Annotated in this window: 18 protein-coding genes and 1 pseudogene; 9 read left to right on the forward strand and 10 right to left on the reverse strand. The window is 67.8% G+C overall.

All coding sequences use genetic code 11. The features are described from left to right. The first annotated feature begins 137 nt into the window (after window positions 1–137). From AC1RJ9_RS02805 to AC1RJ9_RS02830, 6 genes are all read left to right on the forward strand, one after another. Window positions 138–1,253, forward strand: coding sequence for an acyl-CoA dehydrogenase family protein (locus tag AC1RJ9_RS02805; RefSeq protein WP_492834913.1), 1,116 nt, complete (start codon window positions 138–140; stop codon window positions 1,251–1,253). Window positions 1,254–1,268: 15 nt separating this feature from the next. Further along, complete coding sequence (locus AC1RJ9_RS02810) at window positions 1,269–2,492, forward strand: acyl-CoA dehydrogenase family protein (RefSeq protein ID WP_492834911.1); 1,224 nt, start codon at window positions 1,269–1,271, stop codon at window positions 2,490–2,492. Window positions 2,493–2,753: 261 nt separating this feature from the next. Next, entirely contained in the window at window positions 2,754–4,256 is a 1,503-nt protein-coding gene (locus tag AC1RJ9_RS02815; protein WP_492834909.1) for a tetratricopeptide repeat protein, read from the forward strand. Further along, entirely contained in the window at window positions 4,257–5,711 is a 1,455-nt protein-coding gene (locus AC1RJ9_RS02820; RefSeq protein WP_492834907.1) for a hypothetical protein, read from the forward strand. Continuing rightward, on the forward strand, window positions 5,708–6,277 hold the full coding sequence (locus AC1RJ9_RS02825) for a hypothetical protein (protein ID WP_492834905.1): 570 nt from the start codon (window positions 5,708–5,710) through the stop codon (window positions 6,275–6,277). Before AC1RJ9_RS02820 ends, AC1RJ9_RS02825 begins: the two co-directional genes overlap by 4 nt. Beyond that, window positions 6,271–6,450, forward strand: coding sequence for a hypothetical protein (locus tag AC1RJ9_RS02830; protein WP_492834903.1), 180 nt, complete (start codon window positions 6,271–6,273; stop codon window positions 6,448–6,450). Before AC1RJ9_RS02825 ends, AC1RJ9_RS02830 begins: the two co-directional genes overlap by 7 nt. A 3-nt stretch (window positions 6,451–6,453) precedes the next feature. Here AC1RJ9_RS02830 and AC1RJ9_RS02835 read toward each other — a convergent pair. From AC1RJ9_RS02835 to AC1RJ9_RS02870, 8 genes and pseudogenes are all read right to left on the reverse strand, one after another. Beyond that, window positions 6,454–8,023 (reverse strand): annotated as a pseudogene (locus AC1RJ9_RS02835) (amidase). Window positions 8,024–8,226: 203 nt separating this feature from the next. Continuing rightward, window positions 8,227–9,015 (reverse strand): thioesterase family protein, encoded by a 789-nt coding sequence (locus tag AC1RJ9_RS02840; RefSeq protein WP_492834901.1) that lies wholly within the window; start codon window positions 9,013–9,015, stop codon window positions 8,227–8,229. A 66-nt stretch (window positions 9,016–9,081) separates the two neighbouring features. Further along, on the reverse strand, window positions 9,082–10,758 hold the full coding sequence (locus AC1RJ9_RS02845; RefSeq protein ID WP_492834899.1) for a M56 family metallopeptidase: 1,677 nt from the start codon (window positions 10,756–10,758) through the stop codon (window positions 9,082–9,084). Continuing rightward, window positions 10,755–11,141, reverse strand: a complete 387-nt coding sequence (locus tag AC1RJ9_RS02850) for a BlaI/MecI/CopY family transcriptional regulator (RefSeq protein WP_395443024.1) — start codon at window positions 11,139–11,141, stop codon at window positions 10,755–10,757. Before AC1RJ9_RS02850 ends, AC1RJ9_RS02845 begins: the two co-directional genes overlap by 4 nt. Window positions 11,142–11,238: 97 nt before the next feature. After that, window positions 11,239–11,445 carry a hypothetical protein gene (locus AC1RJ9_RS02855; RefSeq protein ID WP_492834897.1) on the reverse strand — a complete coding sequence of 69 codons (207 nt, stop codon included), beginning with the start codon at window positions 11,443–11,445 and terminating at the stop codon, window positions 11,239–11,241. Between the two features lie 147 nt (window positions 11,446–11,592). Next, on the reverse strand, window positions 11,593–13,809 hold the full coding sequence (locus AC1RJ9_RS02860; protein ID WP_492834895.1) for a S9 family peptidase: 2,217 nt from the start codon (window positions 13,807–13,809) through the stop codon (window positions 11,593–11,595). A gap of 65 nt (window positions 13,810–13,874) precedes the next feature. Continuing rightward, window positions 13,875–14,744: a polysaccharide deacetylase family protein gene (locus AC1RJ9_RS02865; RefSeq protein ID WP_492834893.1), complete on the reverse strand. Its 870-nt coding sequence runs from the start codon at window positions 14,742–14,744 to the stop codon at window positions 13,875–13,877. Window positions 14,745–14,906: 162 nt separating this feature from the next. Next, window positions 14,907–16,139: an SGNH/GDSL hydrolase family protein gene (locus AC1RJ9_RS02870; RefSeq protein WP_492834891.1), complete on the reverse strand. Its 1,233-nt coding sequence runs from the start codon at window positions 16,137–16,139 to the stop codon at window positions 14,907–14,909. A gap of 326 nt (window positions 16,140–16,465) precedes the next feature. Here AC1RJ9_RS02870 and AC1RJ9_RS02875 point away from each other — a divergent pair, with 326 nt between their 5' ends. Continuing rightward, window positions 16,466–16,801, forward strand: a complete 336-nt coding sequence (locus tag AC1RJ9_RS02875) for a hypothetical protein (RefSeq protein WP_492834889.1) — start codon at window positions 16,466–16,468, stop codon at window positions 16,799–16,801. Here the strand turns inward: AC1RJ9_RS02875 and lepB are convergent. Continuing rightward, window positions 16,798–17,571 (reverse strand): signal peptidase I, encoded by a 774-nt coding sequence (gene lepB, locus AC1RJ9_RS02880; protein ID WP_492834887.1) that lies wholly within the window; start codon window positions 17,569–17,571, stop codon window positions 16,798–16,800. The two genes, AC1RJ9_RS02875 and lepB, sit on opposite strands and share 4 nt — an antisense overlap. Window positions 17,572–17,806: 235 nt before the next feature. Continuing rightward, window positions 17,807–20,188: a TonB-dependent receptor gene (locus tag AC1RJ9_RS02885; RefSeq protein ID WP_492834885.1), complete on the reverse strand. Its 2,382-nt coding sequence runs from the start codon at window positions 20,186–20,188 to the stop codon at window positions 17,807–17,809. A gap of 242 nt (window positions 20,189–20,430) precedes the next feature. Between AC1RJ9_RS02885 and ettA the strand changes: the two genes are divergently transcribed. Further along, on the forward strand, window positions 20,431–22,098 hold the full coding sequence (ettA, locus tag AC1RJ9_RS02890) for an energy-dependent translational throttle protein EttA (protein WP_492834883.1): 1,668 nt from the start codon (window positions 20,431–20,433) through the stop codon (window positions 22,096–22,098). 139 nt (window positions 22,099–22,237) lie between these two features. Further along, entirely contained in the window at window positions 22,238–24,790 is a 2,553-nt protein-coding gene (locus AC1RJ9_RS02895; protein WP_492834881.1) for a hypothetical protein, read from the forward strand. Window positions 24,791–24,797 lie beyond the last annotated feature (7 nt).

A 24,797-nucleotide genomic window follows, 5' to 3' on the forward strand; every position in this document is an offset into this window, starting at 1 on the left:
AGTAACGTCCGAATGCGCTGACAGACGCGCATAAGAACCTGAAATTCTTGACGCCGGGTCAATCTTTCCCTTCGCGTGAACGTCGTTCAGTGTGACTCCCGCGACCCGCCGAAGAGCGCGGTCCAGGGAGGCTCCAAGTGGATTTCGACTATTCCGACGACCAGAAGTTCCTGAAGGACGAGGCGCGCAAGTTCCTCGCCGGCAATTGCGACGTCGCCGTCGTGCGCGGCGTGCTGGACAATGCCGACCGTTCGTTCGACGAGAAACTCTGGAAAGGCGTGGCCGAGCAGGGCTGGCTGGGCGCCGCGATCCCCGAGGAGCACGGGGGGCTGGGCCTGGGCCGCATCGAGCTGTGCGCCATCGCCGAGGAGCTGGGCCGCGCCGTCGCGCCGATCCCGTTCGCCTCCACCGTCTACATCCTGGCCGAAGGGATCATGGCCCACGGCGCGGACGGCCAGAAGGCCGCGATCCTGCCGCGCATCGCCGCCGGCGAGGTGATCGGCTGCCTGGCGACCTCCGAAGGTCCGGGCGTCGTGGGTCCGAACACGCTGCAGTGCCGGGTCGAGGGCGGCAAGCTCTCGGGGACCAAGATCCCGGTCACCGACGGCGATGTCGCCGACACCGCCCTGGTCCTGGCCAGCGAAGGCGGCCGTCCGGGCCTCTACCTGATCGACCTGAAGCAGGCGGGCGTGAAGCGCGAGACCCTGAAGAGCCTCGATCCCACGCGGGGCGTGGCCAAGATCGTGTTCGACGGCGCGGTCGCCGAGCGGGTGGGGGAGGCCGGCGCGGGCTTCGACATCGTCCAGGCGATCCTCGATCGCGCCGCCGTGCTGCTGGCCTTCGAACAACTGGGCGGCGCCGACCGGTGTCTTGAGATGGCCAAGGAGTACGCCCTGGGCCGCTACGCCTTCGGCCGCGTGATCGCCGGCTACCAGGCCATCAAGCACAAGCTGGCCGACATGTACGTCAAGAACGAGGTCGCCCGCTCCAACGCCTATTACGGCGCCTGGGCCCTGAACGACGACGCGCCCGAGCTGCCGATCGCGGCCTCGGCCGCCCGCATCGCCGCCTCGGAAGCCTTCTGGTTCGCCAGCAAGGAAAACATCCAGGTGCATGGCGGCATGGGCTTCACCTGGGATGTCGACTGCCACCTCTACTACCGTCGCTCGCGGCAGCTGAGCCTGGTGGCGGGCGCGCCGAAGCTCTGGAAGGAGCGACTGGTGAGCGAACTCGAAAAGAAAAACGCGGCGTAAGGCGAGGAAACGACAATGGATTTCAACGATTCCCCCGAAGAAGCCGCCTATCGCGAAAAGGCTCGCGCCTGGCTGGCCGAGAACGCCGCCGCGCACCGCGCCAAGTTCGGCGAGCTCAAGCCCAACACGCCCGAGCACATGGCCGCCGCCAAGGACTGGCAGGCCACCAAGGCCGCCGCCGGCTATGCCTGCATCACCTGGCCCGCGGCCATCGGCGGGGGCGGCGGCACGCCGATCCAGTCGGTGATCTTTGGCCAGGAAGAGGGCAAGGCGGGCCTGGGCTACGGCTACTTCACCATCGGCCTGGGCATGTGCGTGCCCACGGTCATGGCCTTCGCCGACAGCGAGACCAAGCAACGTTTTGTCTCTCCCGCCGTGAAGGGCGAGGAGATCTGGTGCCAGCTGTTCTCCGAGCCGGCGGGCGGCTCCGACGTGGCGGCCCTGCGCACCCGCGCCGTCAAGGACGGCGATGAGTGGGTGATCAACGGCCAAAAGGTCTGGACCACCGGCGCCCACTATTGCGACTACGGCATCCTGCTGACGCGAACGGATCCGGATGTGCCCAAGCACAAGGGCCTGACCATGTTCTGGATCGACATGAAGGACGCCGCCGTCGAGTGCCGGCCGATCCACCAGATGTCGGGCGGGCGCGAGTTCAACGAGGTCTATTTCACCGACCTGCGCGTCAAGGACAGCCAGCGCCTGGGCGAGGTCGGGGACGGCTGGAAGGTGGCCCTGGTCACCCTGATGAACGAGCGGTTGGCGGTTGGCGGCTCGGCCGGCCCGAACTATCGCGAGGTCATGAAGCTGGCTCAGGATCTTGCCGGCCCCACCGGTCCGGCGATCAAGGACCAGGCGTTCCGCGAAAAGCTGGCCGACTGGTACGTCCAGTCCGAGGGGCTGAAGTTCACCCGCTTCCGCACCATGACCGCCCTGTCGCGCGGCCAGACGCCGGGGCCGGAAAGCTCGATCGGCAAGATCATCTCGGCCAATCAGTTGCAGGAGATGGCCAACACCGCCGTCGAGATGGAGGACCAGTACGGCATCCTCGTCGACCCCGACCAGGCCCCGGCCGAGGCGGCGTTCCAGCAGAGCCTGATGTGGGCGCCGGGCCTACGGATCGCTGGCGGCACCGACGAGATCCTCAAGAACATCATCGCCGAACGGGTGCTGGGCCTGCCCGGCGATGTGCGCGTCGACAAGGACGTGGCGTTCAAGGACATGCCGACCGGACGCTGATTTCGTCGAATCTTCGTCTTCCGTCGATACACTGAAGCCGGCAGCTGACGAGGTTAGCTGTCGGCTTTTCGATGTTTGGGAAGATGTTCCGTGCGCGGTGAAGTCGCGCGAAATCCGGGAAATTCGCCTGCCGGGCGAACCCGGACTGTCGTGACAAAGTGTTCATTGGCGGATGGGTTGAGCTGACCTTGACAGTGGCCCATCCCGAGCACATGAGAGATCGTTGTTTTATGGTTAACGGGCTGGGCTGAAGGGGGATTCATGCGCGAGGCCGGCGACGCACTTGCGCGCCTTCGGATGCTCTGTGGAGCGGCCGAGCGCGCGTTCGCCAGCCGCTCCGCCCTGCTGCGTCGCGCCCCGGTGGGGGCGATCGTGGCGGCGGTGGTGATCCCGCTGGTGGGCTGCGACACGGGGCCCAGCTTCTGGTTCCACAAGCGCGCCAGCGCGTGCCCTCGTCCTCAGGCGGCGCAGGGGGTCTCGGGCCAGTTCAATCAGCAGCAGCAAGAGATTCGCGCCCTGCGACAGGGCGGCTTCCGCGGCGACTTCTTCGCCCAGTTGGAGCTGGCCCGCCGCTACGAGGGCCAGCGCGCGGTCGACAAGAACCTTGAGGATCCGGTCGAGGCGGCCGTCTGGTACGCCATGGCCCTGTCCAACGACGGCGGCTATGCGCCAATCTCATCCTATGAGCGCCGGGGTTCCGAATCGAAGGCCGTGTCGCGCTTCGACGACTGCCGCGCGTTCGAGCGCCGCAGCGCCTATTTCGCCCTCGACCGCCTGCTGTCGCGCATGTCGACCGAGGAGCGCGAGAAGGTCCGCAACCGGGTGATCTACATGCTCTCGGCCCAGGGCGCCGACGGATTCCGCACCCTGGCGCGGATCCACGACGCCTATTTCGGCCCGTTCGGCGAGCCGTCCGACAATCTCCAGGCCATTCAGGCCTACGGCAAGCCCAGCCAGCCGGGCGCGCCGGCCGCCCTGGATCTGTTCCGCCGCAACGACGTCGACGCCTATCTCTACAACTACCTGGCGGTGCAGACCGGCGACGTGTCGGCCTATGTCATGCTCAAGGACTTCGAGCGCAGCTCGCCGCAGCGGGCCTCGTACGGCTCGTTCGTCGAGACCAAGGCCAAGCGCTGGATCCCGCCCTACGAGTTCTATCCGCCGGAATCGCCCGACTCGGGCGTGCCGCACTCCGACGAGTCAGACCTGTCGGGCGAGGCGCGCGAGGCGGCGCTGAGCCGGATCAACGAACTGCCCTTCGTCCACGTGGCCGAGGCGCTGTCGTACCTGCGGGTGATCCCGTCGGCGGTGCTCGACGAGAAGCTGCTCAGCGTCAACGACGCCCAGACCCTGGAATCGATGCTGGGCCGGCCGGCCAACGGCCGCCTGTCCTCGATCGAAAAGGTGCGGGCGATCCAGTACGCCGCTGTCAACGGCTCGTCCAAGGCCCAGTTGGTGCTGGCGGTGATGTACTCCGAAGGCGTCGGCGTCCCGCGCGACTACGCCCGGGCCTATCACTGGTACGAGGAAGCCGAGCGCCAGGGCTCGGCCGAGGCCAAGTACGCCATGTCGACCTTCTTCTCCCTGGGCCTGCAGGGCGTGGCCGACCAGGATCGCGCCAAGGCGGTGGTCTACCAGATCGACGGAGCCCTCTCGGGCTTCAAGCCGTCGGCCTATCGGCTGCAGCAGCTGCTGGCCCAGGTCTCGCGTCCGCCCCGGCCCGCGGCCGATCGCGGCCGTCCGTACAGCGAAAGGGACTTTTAGATGCGCAGCCTCAGCCGCCTGCTGGCGCTTTGGGCCGCCTTGATCCTCGGTGTCGCGGCCGCCGCGCCCGAGATCGCGATCGCCTCGCCGGACGCCAAGATCGACCAGCAGATCCGCCCGTGCTTCGGCCTGCTAATCCAGCCGAACCTCTCGCAGGGTTGCAAGGTGCGCTACGCCAAGCCGCGCCCCTGCGCCCGAGGTTACCACCGCTCGCGCGGCCGCTGCGTGGCGGGCGGCGGCTATGGTCCGGGCTATGGCGGCTACGCGCCGCGCGAGATCAACTGCGACTACGCCTATCCCGGCCAGGTCTCGCAGACCCTGGCGCGGCTCTATGACGGCGACACCCTGACCCTGACCTCGACCAATGGCGGGGCCTGCGTCGACTCGCTGAACATCACCCAGTCGGTCAGCATCGTCGTGCGCAACTACTCGCCTGGCCTGGATCGCCCGATCCTGGTGGCCCCGGCCGGCCAGCCCTGCATCCGCATCCAGCCGGGCGTGCAGTACGTCGTGCTGGAAGGGCTGGGCATCGAGGCCTCGCGCGCGGGTTCGTCCTCGTGCATCACCGGCCGCGCCACCGAGATCGCCCTGAAGAACGTCACGGTCCGCTATGACGGCGACGCCTCGGCCTTCGACGTGGGCGACAGCCGCATCGAAATGGCCGGGGTGGCCTTCATCGGCCGCACCCGCTCGGCCGTGGTCAAGGCCACCGGCACGATCATGGCCCAGGACGTCGAGATCGCCGCCGCCGCCATCGGCGGGGCCTTCGAGACCTCGGGCGACAGCCGCCTGCGCGACATCCGCATCGTCCGGCTGGGCGACTGGACCGGTTCTTCGCGCACCCGCAACTCGGCCGGCTTCGTGCTCAGCGGCATGAACCGCCAGCAGTTGGTGACCATCGATGGCCTGTACGTCGATGGCTTCTCGCGCGGCGTCTATATCGGCGGCGGCGACGAGACGACCCTGCTGCGTCCCGTGGTTCGCGACAGCGACTGGGCCGTGACCGTCGAGAACGCCAATCTGCGCCTGAACGCGGGTGAGCTGGAGGCGACCGATGTCGGCCTCTACGTCGCCTCGGGGATCGTCTACGCCGCCAACAACAAGATCGTGGGCGTCATGCGCTCGGGCATCTATGCCGACGCCGGCGGCCAGATCCGGGCGGTCGACAACCGCATCTATGCCCGCCCCGAGGGCTGCAAGGCCCTGGTCAGCGGCTTCTTCGACGGCGAGCTGACCTGCCGTCCGTGGTTCGAGGCGCCGGAGCTCTATCGCACCCAGCGCGACCGCGCCCGTCTCGACTACGAAACCTACTGGCCGGCCCCATCGATCGGTCCCGCGCCGCTGGCCATGAGCTCGGGCCCCGCCGACCTCGCCAATGACGCCGCCGCGACGGGCCTGGCCGGCGCGCCGCCGCCTCGGTCCCTGGCGCCGCAACAAGGGGGAGCCCCCAAATGAGCAAGCTGGCCCATGGTCTGGTCGCCGCCGCCGTCGCGGCCTCGACCCTGATCTCGACGCAGGCCTTCGCCCAGCAGAGCGGCGGCGGCTACGCGCCGACCTACGGCGCGCCGCAGGGACAGCCGCAAGGCTACGCGCCCCAAGGCTACTCACCCAAGCGCCGCGACATCTGCGGCGCGCCGATCACCGGCCAGGCGCCGGACATCATGACCTATGACAGCGCCACCGGCACCCAGGTGTTCGTCGGCGGCCAGCGCGGCGGCGGCACGGACGTGGCCGCCTATAACGCCCAGACCGGCTCGGCCGCGGGGCTATCGGGCGACCTCAGCCGTCCCGGCCTGGTGTCGTCCTGCGCGGTCGACGGCCTGACCCGCGAGTCCTACGGCGTGACCTCCGACCGCCCGGGTCAGGTCACCCTCAGCGGCCGCGACGACCGCGGCGAGCGCTACCAGTTCACCCGCGCCGACGGCCGGACCGATGTCTGGGATCCGCGCTACGAGAACGACTGCTTCCGGTCGGGCACGGGCCTGTTCGGTCCGCCCAGCGCCGGCGGGCGTCGATGCTGAGGCCCGCGGCCCTGCTGATCCTGGCCGCGCTGACCGTGGCGGCCTGCGCGGACGGGCGTCCGTACGCGCCATACTATCCGCCGTCCGGCCCGCCGCCGCCCTCGGCCCCGAACCGGCACAAGGTGACGCCGCCGCCGCCGCCGATCGATGTGGTGCGGCCGAAGGTCCCGTAGCCTCTACGGTGCGATCGTCTTGATGAAGGTCGGCGTCTTGCGGTGGTGCGTGGCCTGCTCGTAGGCGTAGCCCAGGTCCAGCAGCAGCTTCTCGCTCCAGGCCGGGCCGATGAACGAGAGGCCGACCGGCAGGCCGGTGACGGCGCCCATCGGCACGGTCAGGTGCGGATAGCCAGCCACGGCGGGCAGGGTGGTCGACGAGCCGCCATAGTTGTCGCCGTTCAGCGGATCGATGGTCCAGGCCGGGCCGGTGGTCGGGGCGATGATCGCCACCGCGCCGGTGTCCTTGAGGATCTTGTCGATCCCTTCCGGACCGGCCAGGCGCTTCGAATCCGCCAGGGCCTTCAGGTAGTCGGGATCGGAGAGACCCTTGGTCTTCTCGGCCCGCTCGAAGCTCTCCTGGCCGAACCATTCGAACTCCTTGGGTGTCGCCTTGTTGAAGGCGATCAGGTCGGCCAGCGTGCGGCTGGGGACCTTCTTCGGATCGGTCGAGGAGAGATAGGCGGCCATGTCGGCCTTCAGCTCGGTGTAGAGCACCACGCCCTCGGCCTTGCCGATCGGGCCTTCATCGAAGTCCTTCACATCGACCAGGATCGCGCCCTGGTCCCGCAGGTCCTTCAGCGCCGCCTCGAACACGGCGTCGGTGTTGGGCGAATAGCCGGTGTAGAACCGGGCCACGGCCAGCTTGACGCCCTTCAGCGCGTCCTTTGAGAGGCCGGCCGCATAGTCGGTCTTGCGGGCGTCGGCCTCTCTGGTCGCGGGATCGGCGGGGTCGCCGCCGGCGATGATGGTCAGCACCTTGGCGGCGTCCTCGACCGTGGCGGTCATCGGGCCGGCGGTGTCCTGGCTGTGGCTGATCGGCACGATATGGGTGCGCGAAACGAGGCCCACGGTCGGCTTGAGGCCCACCAGGCCGTTGATCGCGGCCGGGCAGGTGATCGAGCCGTCGGTCTCGGTGCCGATGGCCAGGGGCGCCAGGCCCGCCGCCACCGCCGCGGCCGAGCCGCTGGACGAGCCGCAGGCGCTGCGGTCCAGGACGTACGGATTGCGCACCGTGCCGCCCACCGCGCTCCAGCCGCTGATCGACTTGCCCGAGCGGATATTAGCCCATTCCGACAGGTTGGCCTTGCCCAGCATGACCAGGCCGGCGTCGCGCAGGCGCTTGGCGATCGGCGCGTCGCGGCCGGTGACATTGTCCTTCAGCGCCAGTGAGCCGGCCGTGGTGGGCAGCGGATCGGCGCTCTCGATATTGTCCTTCAGCAGGATCGGCGCGCCGTGCAGGGGCGAGCGGACCTTGCCGGCCTTACGCTCGGCGTCGAGAGCCTTGGCGTCGGAAAGGGCGTTGGGGTTGGTGGCGATCACCGCGTGCAGGGTCGGGTTCTTGTCCTTGATGACCGCGAGATAGGCCCTGGTCGTCTGTTCGGCGGTCTGGGCTTGCGCGGTCCCGGCGAGCAGGGCGAGGGCGGCGGCGCCGGCCAGATACGCGGAAGGCAGGCAGGCGAACTTGGTCATGGACGTTTCCCCGTGCGCGTCTCGAGTCTGGGTGCGCGGCGGCGAGGATGAGGTCAAAAATCCGCGCTCGCCAAGGGCTTCAGGGAACGTCCGTACAGGAAGTTCTGATTTTCCCCCTCTTCCGATCTTCCCGGCGAAGGCCGGGACCCAGATTCAGCCTGAGCGGTTTGGGATGGTCCGAGATACGCCCCTTTCAGTCCGTTAAGCGCTCGTGGGTTCGATCTGGGCCCCGGCCTTCGCCGGGGAGATCGGATAAAGGAAGGATCAGGCGAAGACCGCCACGTTCTGGCGCGCCAGGACCAGCGGGAGGCCATTCCGGTCCCACAGGTGCATCTCCTGGGTGGAATAGCCTTCACCGACGGTCTCGGCCTTGGTGCGCAACAGGCGCCAGCCGTCGTCGTCCTCGGCGGGAAGGCCCACCACGTCCATGGCCCAGGTCATGGTCGAGATCGGGGCGAACTGAGTGAACAGGGCCATGGCCGGGGGCGGCGGCATGTCGGCCAGGGCGATCAGGGCCGACAGCGAGCGGGCCGCCGGGTCGCGGTGACGGATCCACAGCAGGTATTCGGGATCCCCGCCGGCCAGCGGTCGCGTGCCGCCCGCCTTGCGCACCTCGAACTGGGCCGAGAAATGCGGCGCGCCCTGGCGGTTCTCCGGAAAGAAGGATTCGCAGGCTTCGGGCGGCGCGACGTCAGGGGCGGGGACCTCGCTGTGCGACAGCGTCGAGGCCCGCGCCGCGCCGAAGGTCAGGACCCCGTGGGTGGCCACGCCCTGCTCGCCGACCAGGTCGACGGCGACGAACAGGGTCGACTTGCCCTGACGCAGCGGCTTGACCTGGATGGCGAGTTCTCCAGACGCAGGGCCGACGAAGGCGAACTGGGCCGAGCGTAGGGGCGGGGCCTCCGGGAAGGTCCGCACCGCCGCTTCGACGCAGAGCGCCGCCGAGAGGCCGCCATAGGTGGTCCGGCCCTGCTTCCAGTCGTCGGTGACGAAGGCGGAGAAGCCGGACTCGGTGGCGGCGACGGCGGCGATCAAGTCGGTGTAGAGCGTCATGCGAAAGAGGTTCGTTTTCTTTCGCTACGGAAGTCAAGCGCCGTTGTCGCCTCAGATTGGGGGATCTCAGCTCGGCTTGCGCGACCGGGCTTCCAACTCGTCGGCGCGACGCTCCATGTCCTTGGCCTTGTCCGGCAACGTGTCGGCCAGGTCGCGTAGTTCGGCGTCGGTGACGACGCTGCCGCGCTCGCGGTTCTCGGCGATCTGCTTGGCGCGATAGGCCGGGTCGCGCAGGCGGACGGCTTCCTCGCGCATCTGCTGAGCGCCGCGCCGCATCTGCACGGCGCCGTTGGCCATGTGGATGCGGGCGTTGGCGACCTGGCGCATGGCCTGCTCGCGAGCGCGTTCGCCGATGATGCGAGCCTGCTCGCCGGCGAGGCGGGCCTGTTCAGCGCCCATCCGCGCGCCCTCGGCGGCCTGGCGAGCGACGTCGGCCTGGGCGCGCGCCATGTCCGAGAGGCGACGGGCTTCGTCGGCGCGGACACGGTTCTGGTCGGCCTGGCGACGCTCGATATCGGCCTCGATACGGGCCTGTTCGGCCTCCTGGCGCGCCTGATCGGCTTCGGCGCGCGCCTGGTCGGCGGCCACACGCTCTGCGCCCGTGGGGACGCGGTAGTAGTTGTAGACGTAGCCGGACTTGTAGGCGGGCGGTTCGGGCGGCGGGGCAGGGGGCGCCGGCGGGGGCGGAGCGGCGGGCGGGCTGACCGGCGGGGCAGGGGGAGCCGGGGGCGCGGCCATCGGCGCGGGCGGCGCCGGGGGAGCCGGCGGCGGCGGCGGGGCGACCCATTCCTGGTGCGTCAGGCCCAGGGCGGCCAGCGGCGTGGCGACAGCGGCCAGGGCGACGACGCTGAGGGCGACGGTCACGGGGCGGCGACGTGAAGCGGTGTGGGTCATGATGTGGGCGATCCTTGTCTTCAGCGTGCGGGCGCTGGCGGCCATCGCGGTCGCGGGACGCGGGCTCATCAGGCGGGCGGTGGGGTGAGACGCCAGGCGCACCAGCGTCCGGGCGTAGAGGGTGCGATCTACGGTCTCGAGCGCGACGGCGTCGGCGGTTTCTTCCGAGCGTTCGGCCAGCACGGCGTGCAGGCGCCAGACCAGCGGGTTGAACCAGAACACCGCCAGGGCCAGGCGGGACAGGACCAGGAAGATCCAGTCCTGGCGGCGCAGGTGGGCCAGTTCGTGGGCCAGGATGGCGCGGACGGCCTGTCGCTCGTCCAAGCTGGCGGGGTCGACGACGATGAAGCCGGGCGCGACGCCCCAACTGAGCGGGCTGGCGATGCGTTGGCTGGCGATCAGGCGCGGACGGTCTTCTTCCGGCGAGAGCTCTTCCAGCGGCCGCAGCCAATCCTGCTGCTCGACCGGACGACCCTGGCGGGTCCAGCGGTCAAGGGTCAGCAGGCCCAGCAGCAACTGGCCGACCACGGCCGCCACGCCCAGCAGCCACAGGCCGCCGACCAACTGAGCCGAGGGCGGCCATGACGGGGCGGCGTTGGCCGGCGCGGCGGCGTTGGCCGCAGTCGCGCCTTCCACCGGGACGTAGGGCGTGATTGGCGGCAGCAGGGCCAGGTCCAGCGCGGGCAGCACGTTCATGATCACGGGGATGGCCAGCAGCAGGCCAACCGTGGCGCGCAGGATGTCCACGCGGTCGACCGGGCGCTGGGCCAGGAAGCGGGCGCAGGCCAGGCCCGCGCCAGCGACGACGCTGGACTTGACCAGCAGCGAAAAGAGAAGCGTCCAGGTCACGACCGATCCTCCGCCGGCCGCTCCACGGCCTTGTCGATGACCCGCTCCAGGGCGGCGGCTTCCTCGGTGGTCAGGCGCTGGCCCAGGCCCAGGAGGGCGGTGGCGGCGCTGGCGGCCGAGCCGGCGAAGAAGGTGTCGATGACCCGCTTCAGCGCGCTGGCCGCGACGGCCTCGGGGCGCGGGGCGGGGCGGTAGACGAAGCCGTCGGGACCGGCCTCGCGCTCGACCAGGCCCTTGGCCTCCAGGCGCGAGAGCATGGTGCGGATGGCCGAGTCGCTGATCGGGTCGGACAGGGCGCTACGCACGTTGGCGACGGCGCCGGTCTCCAGGCGACAGAGGGTCTCGAAGACCTCGCGTTCGCGTCGGGGCAGGGATTCGATCATGGCGGCTTCCGTTATCCGGTGTCCGCTACATGTGTAGCGCTACGTCTGTAGCGCGGCTAGCCTGCGATGCGTGAATTCGGCGTAATGTCGGAGCGGCCTAGTGCAGCGTCGTACTGGCCAGCATCCAGCTTGAGAACGTGCGGTTGTCACGTTCGTCGCGCTGTTCTTCCAGGCCCATCTCTTCCAGCATGATCGCCGCCAGCAGCCATTCCTCGAGTTCCGAGGCCGAGGCGCGGCCGTCCTCGAGCGCTTCCTTCACGGTCGCGATCAGCTGCTCGATGGCTTCGTCGGTCGTCTTCGCCACAACGCGCTCCTCGGGAATCCACTGTGGCGTAACGTAGAGCGTGGTTCGCGGTTCAGGCCTGCGACAAAGCGGCATGTGGGTGGAGCATTGAGTCGCAGGCCCCTCGCGCGCGCCCTGTGTGACGGGGCCGCGCGAGGGGCTTGGAGCCTACTGGCCCTTCAGCTTGCGGTCGAAGAACTCCAGGTGCGTGTTCAGCACGCTGAGGCCCTTGGTCTTGCTGCCGGGCGCGCTGTGGCGCTCGCCGGGATAGAGCGCCATCTCGAACGGGATGGCTTTCTTCTGCAGGGCCGCGATGACGCGGGTGCTGTTCTCGAAGATCACGTTGTCGTCGGCCATGCCATGCAGCAGCAGCAGGCTGCCGGGCTTCAGCTTGTCCAGGCGGGTATTGATGTCCGAATAGGCGTAGCCGGCCTTGTTGTCGGCGGGCGTACCCATGTAGCGCTCGGTATAGGCCGTGTCGTAGAGGCCCCATTCGGTCGGCGGAGCGCCGGCCGCGCCCGCCTTGAACGGGGTGTTGTCGGCCGTCAGCAGCATCAGGGTCATGAAGCCGCCGTACGACCAGCCCATCACGCCCAGCTTGTCGGCGTCGACATAGGGCAGGCTCTGCAGGAACTTGGCCCCCTGCAACTGGTCGTCGACCTCCACCGTGCCGAGGTTGCGGTCGAGGGCGCGCTTGAAGGCCGCCGAGCGGTTGCCGCTGCCGCGGTTGTCCAGCTTGAAGACCACGTAGCCAGCTTCGAGATAGGTGCGCTCGCTCGGGCTATGCCAGCTCTTGGTGACGCGCTGGGCGTGCGGGCCGCCATAGACCGAGACGATGGCCGGGTACTTCTTGGCCGGATCGAAGCCGATGGGCTTGAGGATCTCGTAGTACAGGGCCGAGCCGTCGGCGGCCTTCAGCGAGCCGTATTCCGGAACCGGCAGGGTCGAGGCGTAGGGCCAGTAGGCGTGGCCCTCGGCCAGCTTGTTTTCCTCGATCCAGCGCACAAGCTTGCCGTCGGCCGAATAGAGCGCCGTCTGAGGCGGGGTCTTGGGATCGCTGTAGGAGCCGGCGAAGGCGCCGCCAGCCTCGGCCACCTTGGCTGACCACCAGCCGCCGCCCGAGGTCAGGGCCTTGGGCTTGCCGGGCTTGGCGTAGCTCACCTCATAGATGCGGCGCTCCAGCGGGCTGTCCATCGAGGCGCCGAAGATTGCGACCTTGCGGGCCTCGTCGACGCCTTCCAGCTTGTCGACCGGCCAGTCGCCCTTGGTGATCTGGGCGATCAGCTTGCCGTCGGCGGCGTAGCGGTAGAGGTGGCTGGCGCCGTCCCGCTCCGAGCCCCACAGGAAGGTCCCGTCCTTCAGCGCCTTGAAGTTGTCGAGCAGCTCGATGAAGTGGGTGTCGGTCTCGATCAGGATGGTCTTGCCCGCGCCGGTGGTCGGGTCGAAGGCGATCAAGTCCAAGGTCTTCTGGTCTCGCGACAGGCGCTGGACATAGACGGTCTTGCCGTCCTGGGCCCAGGCGACGCGGGCGACATAGATGTCCTTGTTGGCGCCCAGGTCCAGTTGCACGACCTTGCCCGAGGCCAGGTCGCGGACGAACAGGTCGACCACGGCGTTGGGACGGCCGGCGCGCGGATAGCGCTGATTGACCACGGTGGCGCCGGTCGGGCCGATGTCGGCGCGCGGCACGATGTCGACGCCGTTCTCGTCGACGCGGGCATAGACGATGTGGGCCTCGTCGGGGCTCCACCAGTAGCCGGTCGCGCGGGAGAGTTCTTCCTGGGCGATGAACTCGGCGACGCCGAACGACAGGGCGTCCTTGCCCTCGGTGGTCAGGGCCCTCTCGGGCCCGCCGGCAACCGGCTTGATGTAGAGGTTCTGGTCGCGGACATAGCTGACGTACGCGCCCTTGGGCGAGACCTTGGCGTCGACCTCGTCGCCCGGGGTTTCGGTCAGGCGCGTGACCTTGCCGTCGGCGATGCTATCCAGATAGAGGTCGCCGTCCAGCGGGACCAGGATGAAGCGGCCCTGCTTGTCCCAGCTGTATTCGACAATGCCGCGGGCCGAGACGCGGGCGCGTTCGCGGCGGGCTTTCTCGGCCTCCGACAGTTCCTTGGCCCCCGACGACAGGGTCGCCGAGTCGATCAGGCGATAGGGCTCGCCGCCCTTGACGTCGGCCGCCCACAGGTCCTGGACGTTCGCCGCCTCGGCCTTACCCTTCAGATAGGTGACACGCTTGCCGTCCGGCGACAGGGCCACGCCCTTGGCGGTCGGGCCGCTCAGGTTGGGGTCGGCGAAGACGCGCTGTGGGGTGAGTTTTTCCGCCATGGCAGGGGTAGCGAGGGCGAGGACGGCCGCGAGCGCCGTGAGCGAGGGCTTGATCATGGCGCGGGACGCTATGCGGGAGCGTCGCTATTGTCAGCAGGGAAGTTGTTGCGGGGCTGAAACGCTTAGCGGCACATTCCGTCGACCGCCTTCACATCCACCGGATCGGGCGGGACCGGCAGGCCCTTGGCCTTCAAGGCGTCCTCCAGCGTGGTCGGCTCGGGCGGCAGGCCGGGGTCGAGGTCTGTGCGGTAGAACGGATGCTTCTGCGCCTCCGCCAGCGTCGTGAAGCCGAAGCCGCGATCCTGGAAGAGCCTGTAGAGGCGCGGGGCCATGCGGGCGTCGAAGGCGCCGGCGTGCATCAGCAGGACATAGGGAATGTCCTTGCCGTACAGAGTCTTGCTCATCGCCCGGGCGCGGTCGGCGACGGCCGCCGCGCCGTCCAGATAGCGTTTCTCCAGTTCGGCGATCGCGGCCCGGTCGCCCTTGGCCGCGCAGCGGGCGTAGGGCTCGTTATAGGCGTAGTCGGCGAAGCTCATCGTGACGCTGGCGATCTTGTAGTGGTTGGTCGCCAGCCAGGCGCGAACGGCCAGGCGCTTCTCGGGCGTGTCGCCCTCGGACAGGAACGGATAGCGTAGCCAGCGCCAATCCTCGGCGGCCATCAGGTCTTTCAGCATGGGCTCGTTGCCGGCGGTCTCGGCGGCGAACTGTTCGGGCGTAAGGTCCTTCAGGTTCTGGTGCGACCAAGTGTGGTTGCCCAGGGGCTGGCCGGCGTCGCGCCACATCTTCAGCACCGGCGTCGAGGCCGGCTCGCGCTCGGTCTGGACGCCGTTGATGAAGCCGAAGGCGGGGGCCTTGGCGTCGGCGGCGGCCTTCAGCAGGTCGGCGGCGATCTGGACGCGCGTCACACCCGACGGCAGGGCGCTGTGCGCGGGCAGGTCGTCCCAGGTGAAGGCGATGACGGGTTTGCCGGCCGCGTGGGCGGTGGTGGCCATGAGCGCGACGCACGCAACGCTCACCCACTTCCCGATCTCCCCGGCGAAGGCCGGGGCCCAGATCGAACCCTGGGCATTGGCGGGTTTGGCTGAGGTTTTGGGCGCGTACAAGTCTGATTCCCCGGATGGATCTGGGCCCCGGCCTTCGCCGGGGAGATCGGATTATTTGTTGGTCGCGTTGAACAAACTCAGCGGCACGGCGTCCGCCATGGCCTTGTAGCCCGCCAGGTTGGGGTGCAGGCCATCGTTGTCGTAGGCCGATAGCAGATAGGTGGGTTTGGCCGGGTCGCGCAGGGCCTTGTCCCAATCGATCACGCCGTCGAAGTTCCCAGGCGCGCGGATCCAGGCGTTGATCGCCTGGCGGTCGGCCTCGCTCTCCGGGCCGGGGTGGTAATAGGCCGAGCGGGCATAGGGCAGGATGGTCGCGCCGATCACCTTGATCCCCCGGCCATGGGCGCGGTCGATCATCTGGCGGTAGCCGGCGAGGACCTGTTCGACCAGGGCCTTGTGCGCTTCGGGCGTGGCGGGCGCCTCGCGTGTCAGGGTTCCCAGGTCGTTGACGCCTTCCAGCAGCACCACATGGGTGACGCCGGCCTGGCTGAGCACGTCGCGCTCGAACCGCGCCAAGGCGTTGGGACCCAGGCCGTCGAGCAGCACGCGGTTGCCGCCGATGCCGAGGTTCAGCAGGCCGATGTTCTTGCCCTTCAGCCGTTCGATCAGCCCGTCGGTCCAGCGCAGGTTGGTGTTGGGCTGGACGCCGTAGCCGTCGGTGATGCTGTCGCCCAGCGCCACGATGGCGCGAGCCTTGGCCGAGACCACGTCGACGCTGGAGATCTGCAGCCAGCGGTCGGCGGTCTTGGCGCCGGGCAGATCGGCGGCGGCCACGTGATCGCCGGCCAGGACGTAGGAGGTCGCCCGCGAGCCCGGATGGCCGGTCTGGACGCTGGGGGCGGCGGCGTAGTGGAGGCTGATGGCCAAGTTGGTCAGCGGCGCGACCTTCAGGCTCACGGGATCGGACCAGTAGTCGGCGCCGGCGGGGATGGTCACCTCCGCGCGGCCGGAGAAGGTCAGGGCGCGGTCCGTGGCCGGGTCGATTCGGGCGCTGGCGAGATCGGACGAGACGGCGACATGGGCGGCCTTGATCGTCAGCGGCGCGGTCCCGAAGGCGTTGGAGAGGCGCACCCGCAGCGTCTCGCCGCCCAGGGTCAGGCGCACGATCTGGCGCAGGGTGGCGTCCGGATAGTCCTCGGCGGCGAGGCGATTCTTCTCGTCCGGCGCCATCTGGGCGCTGGCCCAGGCGCCGACCCAGCGGGGAGACTTGGTCGGCTCGGCATGAACCGGGAAAGCAAGGGCCAGGGCCGCGCCGAATACGGCTAGCCGCGCGAGCATCTTCATCGACGTTTCTCCCCACTCCGACCTTGCGGCATCGGTAGCGGTAACATTGGTATGACCTCTCGCGGCCGTCGTAAAGCGCCGCTGTGCGCTGACGATCGTCAAGGCCACATGCGGCAGGCCGTCGCGGCCGTCGAAAAGAGGTTGCGCCATCCAGAGTGTTAGCGCTATCAGGGATCCGTGAGGCGCCGAGCGCCTCTGCCCTTCTTGGGCGTTTCCTCCCTATTGACTTCAAGCCCGGTCGTTTGGCCGGGCTTTCTTTTTGCGCGTCGCGGAAGATGATAATCAGGGACGAACATCGCGAGGTTTCTCCCCCAATGAGAACAGGCATGGCCGCTGGCAAGCCCAAGAAGAGCGAAGTGCTCGAGGTCCGTTTGCCGTACGAGACCAAGACCGCCTTCATGGCCCGCTGCCGCGAGACGGACCGCACGGCCAGCGAGGTGGTGCGGGTCTTTATCGACCAGGAACTGGAAGGGCGGGTGGCCAAGCCCCGCGCCCCCGGTCTAGCGTGGCGAGCCATGGCGGCGGCGCTGGCAGGCTTGGCCGTCGGCGCGGTGGCCGCGCCCTCGCTCGCCCGTCCGACCACGCCCTCGCACGCGGTCTTCGAGCGCCTGGACGCCAACCACGATGGCAATCTGAGCTTCGAGGAATTCAGCGGGCGCTAACGGATCGGCTTCAGCAGCCGGTCCCACTGCAGGTCCAGCCACGTCCACGGCTTGAACAGCGATGCGCCCTGTCGCCACGACACCAGCACGAACTTCGCGCGGCCGACCAGGTTTTCGGCTGGCAGCAGGCCGACGCCGCCGGCTGACGGCGCGAAGCGGCTGTCCAGCGAGTTGTCGCGGTTGTCGCCCATCACGAAATACTGGCCCGCCGGCACCACATAGGCGCCGGTGTCGTCGCCCGGCTGGCCGGGCCCGCCGTCATAGGTGACATAGGCGCGGCCGTTCGGCGTCCGCTCGGCCAATTGCAGAACGGTGCGGTCCGGCGCGTCGTGATCCTGGGTCATGCCCAGCGGCGTCTGGAGGATGGCGACGCCATTGACGAAGACCTGACCGTTTCGCACGTGAACGCGATCTCCCGGCAGGCCGATCACGCGCTTTATCCAGGTCTGGCCGGGATCGCGCGGCAGGCGGAAGACGACCACGTCGCCGCGCTGGGCCATGCGCTCCAGGAACCGGCCTTTGAACAGCGGCGGATTGAGCGGGAACGAGGCCCGGCTCCAGCCATACGACGACTTGGAGACCACGATGTAGTCGCCGGTCACCAGTCCCGGCTCCATCGAGGACGAGGGGATGGTGAAGGGCTGGAAGATCACGACCCGCAGGATCAGGGCGATGGCGAGCGCCAAGCCCACGGTGCGGAGAATCTCGACGAACTCGCGCCAGGCGTTGGCGGAGGGCGGGGCTATGTCGGGGGTGGTGATGTCGGTCATGTCTCGACCAAGCCTCGCGTCGACCGCCAGCGCCAGCAAAGGCCTGTCGGGACGTCCGTGAATTCGTGTCCGGACATGAAAAAAAGGGCCGGGAGACATGCTCCCGGCCCTCCACTTCTTCTTGTTATCCCGGCCGCAGCGAAGCGGAGAGTCGGGACCCAGGGGCGACCGCAGTGCGCCGGCCCTGGGTCCCGGACAGCCTCCGCGAGGCTTCCGGGATGACAAGGGTTGGGTTCTAGAAACGCTTCTTGATCGTCAGGTAGCCCTGGCGCGGGGCGCCCGGCAGCAGGGTCATGGCCGTGCCGGCGCGGTCGGCCTTGGAGGCGCCGCCCGAACCGACCGTCGAGATGTAGTCCTCGTCGCTCAAGTTGGTGACGTTGGCCTGGATTTCCAGGCCGCGCAGCATCGGGGCGGCGTCGTCGCTGAAGCGATAGCCGACCGTCAGGTCCGCGACCGTGTAGCTGTCGACCTTGCCGCCGTCGTTCTCGAACGTGTACCAGCGCGAGCCGACATACGAGAGGCCGGCGCGGGCATAGAGGCCGCCGTTGTCGTACTTCAGTTCGGCCTTCAGCAGGTTCTTGGGCGTGTAGATCACGTCCTTGTCCTTGGTCTTCATGGCCACCAGGCCGCCGGCGCCCGGGACGTCGTCGTCATACTTGGAGTCGTTGTAGCTGTAGGAGCCGTACAGCGACCACTCGTCCGTCATGCGGAACTCGCCGGCGACTTCGACGCCCTTGGTCGTGACCGAGCCGACGTTCGACAGCACGGCCGGCAGGCCCAGGATCGGCGGAGCCGTCGAGGCGCTGTCCAGGCGGTTGTCGAACTTGACGTGGTAGAGGGCCGCGACGCCCTGGAAGCGGCTGGTCTTGACGCGCAGACCGCCCTCGAAGGTCTTCGAGGTTTCCGGCTTCAGGTTCTTGGCGACGTAGTCGACGACCGTCTGGTTCTGCGAGGCGAAGGGACCCGAGGTCGCGGCCGACACGAAGGCGGCCATGTTCTCGGTATAGCCGCCGAACACCTCGACGCCGTTGTCCAGGCTGTAGACAGCGCCGACCTGGGGCAGGAAGCTGTCCTTGCTCTCGATCTTGCCGTTCATCTTGCCGACGATCGACTTGACCTCGTTCTCGACCTTCAGGGCCTTGAAGCCGAAGTTGACCTTGAACGCGTCGGTCACCGACCAGACGTCCTGCAGGTAGCCGGTCGTGGTCTTGGTGTTGAACTTGTACTCCCACGAGGTGCTGAACGGGTTGGACTGGAAGTCCAGCGAGTCACGCGACGGCGCGGCCAGGGTCTCGGCGTAGAAGCGGCGAGCCTGGGAGAAGTCGTTGTCCTCGTGCCAGAAGCCGGCGCTGATCTGGTGGCTGGCCAGGTCGACGACCAGGTTGCCGATCAGGCCCTTGCGGTCGATGTCGTACTCGGTGGTGCGGATCGACAGCGGGGCGGCCGTCGAGCCGGCCGTGCCGTAGCCCGGGCTGACCGTGTAGGGCGTGTACCACAGGCCCTGGCCCTTGTTCTTGTGGCCGTAGCCGGTCAGGTCGACGCGGACATTGTCGCCGATCTTCTGCTTGAAGGTCGCGGCGAACAGGTCGTCGTCACGGATGCCGGCGCCGGCGTAGTAGGCGTCATCCGGCGTGTCGACGCCATAGGCGCGGTAGGGGTTCACGCCCGCGCCGGTCCAGTAGCCGCCGTTCAGCAGCGGCGTGGCGCCGGCGTAGTTGGCCGGGTTGTTCAGCACGGCGGCGACGCCGACGGCCTTGGCCCAGTCGGGCTGGAAGTTGTCGAAGTCGCGGCCCAGGCGCTTGATCATGTTGAACGACATGTCCTGGTAGTCCTGCTCGCGGCGTTTCGAGTGGTCCCACCACGCGGTCAGCGAGCCGTTCTCACCCAGCGGCAGCTCGATCTTGCCGTCGATCTGCAGCTGCTTCTGCTTGGAGCCGCCCTTCCACTTGTCGGCCTGTTGCTCGGCGACCGAGAAATAGCCCTTCAGGCCGTTCATCGACTCGATGGCGCCGGTGTCCAGGCGACCGAACACGCGGTGCATGTTGTCCGAGCCGACCGTGGCGTTGGCCTGCAGGCCGAAGTCGTCGGTCGGGCTGCGCGAGAAGAACTGCAGCGTGCCGCCCAGGTTCGAGGTCGAGGCGGTCGACAGGGCGCCGGCGCCCTGGGCCAGCTCGATCTTGCCGATGTCCTCGCTGGCGATGGCGCGGCTGATGTGCAGGCCGTTGTAGTTGCCGTAGCTCATGTCGCCCAGCGGCACGCCGTCCAGGGTGAAGCCCAGGCGATTCTGGTCGAAGCCGCGAATCGAGATGCGGGTCGACCACTCGTACGCGCCGAAGGCGTCGGCCGACTGGAACGACACGCCGGGCAGTTTCTCGATGGCCTTGAGCGGGCTGGAGCCGGCGGCCTGCAGGGCGACCTGCTGCTCGTTGACGGTCTGGACCTGGCGGCTCTCGCCGCGGCCCAGGACGATGATCGCATCGACTTCGGTGTTTTCGGGCGCGGCGGCCGGAGCGGCGGCGGCGTCGGCGGGCTTCACGTCATCGGCGGCGAAGGCCGGGTTCGCGAAAAGGCCGAGCGCGCAGGCGGCGGCGCTCAGCAACAAGGTGTGCTTCTTCATGATTATCCCCAATCCGGCCCGAACAGAAGGGGAGGGGCCGGTTGGGAGCTTGCGGTAACAGTGGTCGACGACGGCGAGGCGACGGAGCTGTGTCGACTGTTCGACAGTCTGGCGAACGAACCATGACGGCCGCGCCGTCGCGATCCCGCCGCGCGGACCCCGCCACGATTGCGCGAAGCGCTCCGGACCGCTATTTCAGCGCCCAATCCCCGAAACCCTCGTCCAGCGAGAACGCGAGCCTCATGGCGCAGCAATATATTTTCCAGATGCAGGGCCTGACCAAGGCCTATCCCGGCGGCAAGAAGGTCTTCGAGAACATCTGGCTGTCGTTCTACTCCGACGCCAAGATCGGCGTGGTCGGCGTCAACGGCTCGGGTAAGTCGACCCTGCTGAAGGTGATGGCCGGTCTGGACACTGAGTTCTCGGGCGAGGCCAAGGCCGCCGAGGGCATCCGTCGCGGCTACCTCCCGCAGGAGCCCGTGCTGGACCCGACGCTGGACGTCTGGGGAAACGTCATCGCCGACTGCGAAGACAAGCAGATCTTCGACAAGTACAACGCCCTCGCGGCTCAGCTCGGTGAGGAATACACCGATGAGCTGATGGAGGAGATGACCAAGCTCCAGGAGATCATCGACGCCCGCGACCTGTGGGACATCGACTCCAAGGTCGAGATGGCCATCGACGCCCTGCGTTGCCCGCCGAACGACGCCAATATCGAAAGCCTGTCGGGCGGTGAAAAGCGCCGCATCGCCCTGGCGCGCCTGCTGCTCAGCAAGCCCGACATCATGCTGCTCGACGAACCGACCAACCACCTGGACGCCGAGTCGGTGGCCTGGCTGCAGCATCACCTGGAGAACTTCCCGGGCTGCGTCATCCTGGTGACCCACGATCGCTACTTCCTGGATCAGGTCACCAAGTGGACCCTGGAACTCGACCGCGGCAAGGGCATCCCCTACGAGGGCAACTACTCCGGCTGGCTGGAGCAGAAGCAGAAGCGCGTCGTCCAGGAGCAGTCGGAATCCGAATCCCGCCAGCGCGCCCTGACCCGCGAACTGGAATGGGTCCGCAGCTCGCCCAAGGCCCGTCAGTCCAAGTCGAAGGCCCGTCTGGCCAGCTACGAGGAAATGGTCGCCGCGCAGGAGAACGCCCGCGCCGCCCAGACCCACGCCCACATCCAGATACCGCCGGGCCCGCGCCTGGGCAATCTGGTGCTGGAAGTCGAGGGCCTGGAAAAGGAATACGGCGACAAGGTGCTGTTCAAGGATCTGTCGTTCCGCCTGCCGCCGAACGGCATCGTCGGCGTGATCGGCCCGAACGGCGCAGGCAAGTCGACCCTGTTCAAGCTGATCACCGGCCGCGAGCAGCCCGACGGCGGCACGGTCAAGGTCGGCGAGACGGTCAAGCTCTCTTACGTCGACCAGTCGCGCGACGCGCTCGACCCGAACAAGACCATCTGGCAGGAGATCAGCGGCGGCACGGACGTGATGATCGTCGGCAAGCGCGAGATCAACAGCCGCGCCTATGTCGGCTCGTTCAACTTCAAGGGCGGCGACCAGCAGAAGAAGGTCGGCCTGCTGTCGGGCGGCGAGCGCAACCGCGTCCACCTGGCCAAGACCCTGGCCACCGGCGGCAACCTGCTGCTGCTCGATGAACCGACCAACGACCTGGACATCGAAACCTTGCAAGCCTTGGAAGAGGCGTTGGAAGAGTTCGCCGGCTGCGCCGTGGTCATCAGCCACGATCGCTGGTTCCTGGACCGCCTGGCGACCCACATCCTGGCCTTCGAGGGCGACAGCCACGTCGAGTGGTTCGAGGGCAACTTCGAGATGTACGAGGAAGACAAGAAGCGTCGCCTGGGCGCCGACAGCCTCATCCCCAAGCGCATCAAGTTCCAGAAGTTCGCGCGGTAGGCGGCGGACTCGAAATCGAGTTGGAGGGCGGCCGGAAACGGCCGCCCTTTTTTGTTGCGCCAAGGCGAAGCTTGGTTGCGCGACGACAGGGCGTGTAGTCTATAGGTTGAGTTGTCGCCCAAGAGATTTAGAGGTTGAGTTGAGCATCACCCAGCCGTCCGGAGCCCTGAACGTCCTGACCAAGGGCGCTCTCCTCGACATGGCGGTCAACCCCGTCGGCAATTTCGTCTACGTCTCCGACAGCGCGGGGAACATCACCGCCTACGCCTATGCCACGGGCGAGAAAACCGCTCAATGGAAGGTCGGCGTCAAGCTGGGCGGCATGGATGTGTCGCTGGATGGTCGGTACCTCTACGTCGTCGAGCAGGACCGGGATCCCAACGATAGCGGACCCGTGAACCTCACCGTGCACCAGGTCGACACCGCCACTGGCGCGGTGAAGGACTTCACGAAGCTATCGGCGCGAGGTGAGGGGACCCTGTATGACGTGGCCGTCCTCGCGAACGGCGAACTGCTGCTCTCGCAGAGCTATGGCCTGACCTGGATCCCTCTGATCCGGCTCAATCCCTCGACGGGCGTGTTCACGAGCGAAACGGAACAGCTCTACAATTTTCCCAAACTGACAGCCGATCCGACCCATACGAAGGTCATCGTAGCGACGGGGGGGCAGCCGCGCGTCGTCTACACTTCGGGCGTCGGGATCACGGGGCGCGAGGGGGGAGACGATCCGGGCTCGCTATCAGGCATCCAGGCGATCAGTACGGCGGCTCACCTAATCGCCATAGGCGGCAATATCTATACTGACTCGATGCGCTACCAATATAATATAGGTTCGAAACAACCCCAGTACCTAGTCATCACCGGCGAAGCCTTCAGCGCCGACGGCAAGCACCTCTATATCTTCGACCTCTATCAGGGCGGGATCTTCGAGCTGTCGACATCCACCTGGGCGATCGAGCGTGTTCTGCCGGTCGGTTTCGACATACCCAAGGACTACAGCCCTTATCAAATTGGGACCGGCGACCGGTTGAGCCTGGCGCCGGACGGCCATCATCTGCTGGTCATGGGCGACGGGATCCTGTCCTCGATCGATCTGCGGACGGCCGTCGCCTACGGCGGCAACGATGCCGCCAACACACTGACAGGCGATGCGGGAGCGGACACGCTCCATGGCTATGGCGAAGCCGACATGCTCAGCGGCGGGGCGGGCGACGACAAGCTCTACGGCGGAGCCGGCGACGACAGGCTGGTCGGCGGTCTCGGCAACGACGTCATGGACGGCGGAGACGGGATCGATGTCGTCGACTATGCGTCAGCGAGCGCCGGCGTGCGGGTCGACCTCTCCTATGGCTACTACCAGGAGACTGGCGGCGCGGGCGGTGACACGCTGGTCGGCATCGAGAACCTGATCGGCTCGGCCTTCTCGGATGTCCTCACCGGCGACGCGAAGGCCAATGCGATCGACGGCGGCGCCGGCGACGATCTCCTGCGCGGCGGCGACAGCAGCGACACTCTGAAGGGGGGGCTGGGCGACGACATCCTGTCGGGCGACGTCGGCGACGACACCCTGGATGGCGGCGCGGGCGTCGACATCGTGTCCTACGACACCGCGATCGTGGGCGTGACGGTCGATCTGACGAAGACGGGCCTGCAGAACACGCGCGGCGGCGGTCTCGACACTCTAGTCGGCATCGAGGGCGTGACCGGATCGAAGTTCGCCGACACGCTCACTGGCGACACGCGGGCCAATATCATGTTCGGCGGGGCCGGCGACGACCAGATCTTCGGCGGGGCTGGTGACGACCTGATCTCGGGCGGCGAAGGTGACGACCGGATCGACGGCGGCGACGGTTTTGACACCGTCCGCGTGATCGGGCGCGCCAGCGACTTCGAAGTGGTGAAGAACGCTGACGGCGCGACGACGATCACCGACCTGCGCGCGGGCTCGCCCCAGGGACGCGACATCCTGACCTCGATCGAGGCGATCACCTTCGACACGCCGCAGACCACCCAGCAGATCACCAACCAGGTGTACTGGCTGCTGCGCCTGGGCTCGCAGCCGGCCTTGGTCACGCAGCTTTATCAAGGCTGGGTTTCGGGACTGCTGAGCGGCGACCAACTGATGGGCAGGATCATGGCCCGGGCGGACGCAACCACCTCGGTGGCGACGCTGAGCTATCAGTTCTTTACCGGCAGGATCCCGACGGAAGGGGGGATCAACTACCTGGTCTCCGACTACAGCTCCAATCCCAACACGCTGAACAGCGCCTACTACGCTCAGTTCGACACGGTGAACCGCTACATCAACTTCGCGGTCAATCTGGGCAAGAACGGCGAGGGGCGGGCGGCGTTCGAGGTGAAGTATGGGGGACTCACGCTCTTCGACGCTACGCGCGAGGCCTATAGGACGATCTTCGGCGGGACGCCGACGGACGCCAAGATCCACGCCCTGATCGACAGCCGCGTCGACTACCTGGCGGCTTATGGCGGCGACGGCGCGGCGGGGATCGGGACCAAGGCGGCCATGGTCGGCTTCCTGCTCGCGGCGGCCGCGACCGAGAACCTCGGCGTCATGGCCAGGTCGAACGACGCTTGGCTGACGGATGTTTCGGATGGCTCCGCGCCGTTCGCGGTCGACATCCTCGATCCGGCCAAAGGCTACTACAAGGCCGACTTCATCTTCGGCGGGTAGGCCGCCC

The organism is Caulobacter sp. GW822-FHT07D08, from assembly GCF_058798735.1.

What these genes read in the sequence shown, in the direction of transcription:
- AC1RJ9_RS02810 (WP_492834911.1), top strand. Translation starts at nt 1,269, where the DNA reads ATGGATTTCAACGATTCCCCCGAAGAAGCCGCCTATCGCGAAAAGGCT.
- AC1RJ9_RS02815 (WP_492834909.1), top strand. Translation starts at nt 2,754, where the DNA reads ATGCGCGAGGCCGGCGACGCACTTGCGCGCCTTCGGATGCTCTGTGGA.
- AC1RJ9_RS02820 (WP_492834907.1), top strand. Translation starts at nt 4,257, where the DNA reads ATGCGCAGCCTCAGCCGCCTGCTGGCGCTTTGGGCCGCCTTGATCCTC.
- AC1RJ9_RS02825 (WP_492834905.1), top strand. Translation starts at nt 5,708, where the DNA reads ATGAGCAAGCTGGCCCATGGTCTGGTCGCCGCCGCCGTCGCGGCCTCG.
- AC1RJ9_RS02830 (WP_492834903.1), top strand. Translation starts at nt 6,271, where the DNA reads ATGCTGAGGCCCGCGGCCCTGCTGATCCTGGCCGCGCTGACCGTGGCG.
- AC1RJ9_RS02840 (WP_492834901.1), bottom strand. Translation starts at nt 9,015, where the DNA reads ATGACGCTCTACACCGACTTGATCGCCGCCGTCGCCGCCACCGAGTCC.
- AC1RJ9_RS02850 (WP_395443024.1), bottom strand. Translation starts at nt 11,141, where the DNA reads ATGATCGAATCCCTGCCCCGACGCGAACGCGAGGTCTTCGAGACCCTC.
- AC1RJ9_RS02860 (WP_492834895.1), bottom strand. Translation starts at nt 13,809, where the DNA reads ATGATCAAGCCCTCGCTCACGGCGCTCGCGGCCGTCCTCGCCCTCGCT.
- AC1RJ9_RS02865 (WP_492834893.1), bottom strand. Translation starts at nt 14,744, where the DNA reads ATGGCCACCACCGCCCACGCGGCCGGCAAACCCGTCATCGCCTTCACC.
- AC1RJ9_RS02870 (WP_492834891.1), bottom strand. Translation starts at nt 16,139, where the DNA reads ATGAAGATGCTCGCGCGGCTAGCCGTATTCGGCGCGGCCCTGGCCCTT.
- AC1RJ9_RS02875 (WP_492834889.1), top strand. Translation starts at nt 16,466, where the DNA reads ATGGCCGCTGGCAAGCCCAAGAAGAGCGAAGTGCTCGAGGTCCGTTTG.
- lepB (WP_492834887.1), bottom strand. Translation starts at nt 17,571, where the DNA reads ATGACCGACATCACCACCCCCGACATAGCCCCGCCCTCCGCCAACGCC.
- AC1RJ9_RS02885 (WP_492834885.1), bottom strand. Translation starts at nt 20,188, where the DNA reads ATGAAGAAGCACACCTTGTTGCTGAGCGCCGCCGCCTGCGCGCTCGGC.
- ettA (WP_492834883.1), top strand. Translation starts at nt 20,431, where the DNA reads ATGGCGCAGCAATATATTTTCCAGATGCAGGGCCTGACCAAGGCCTAT.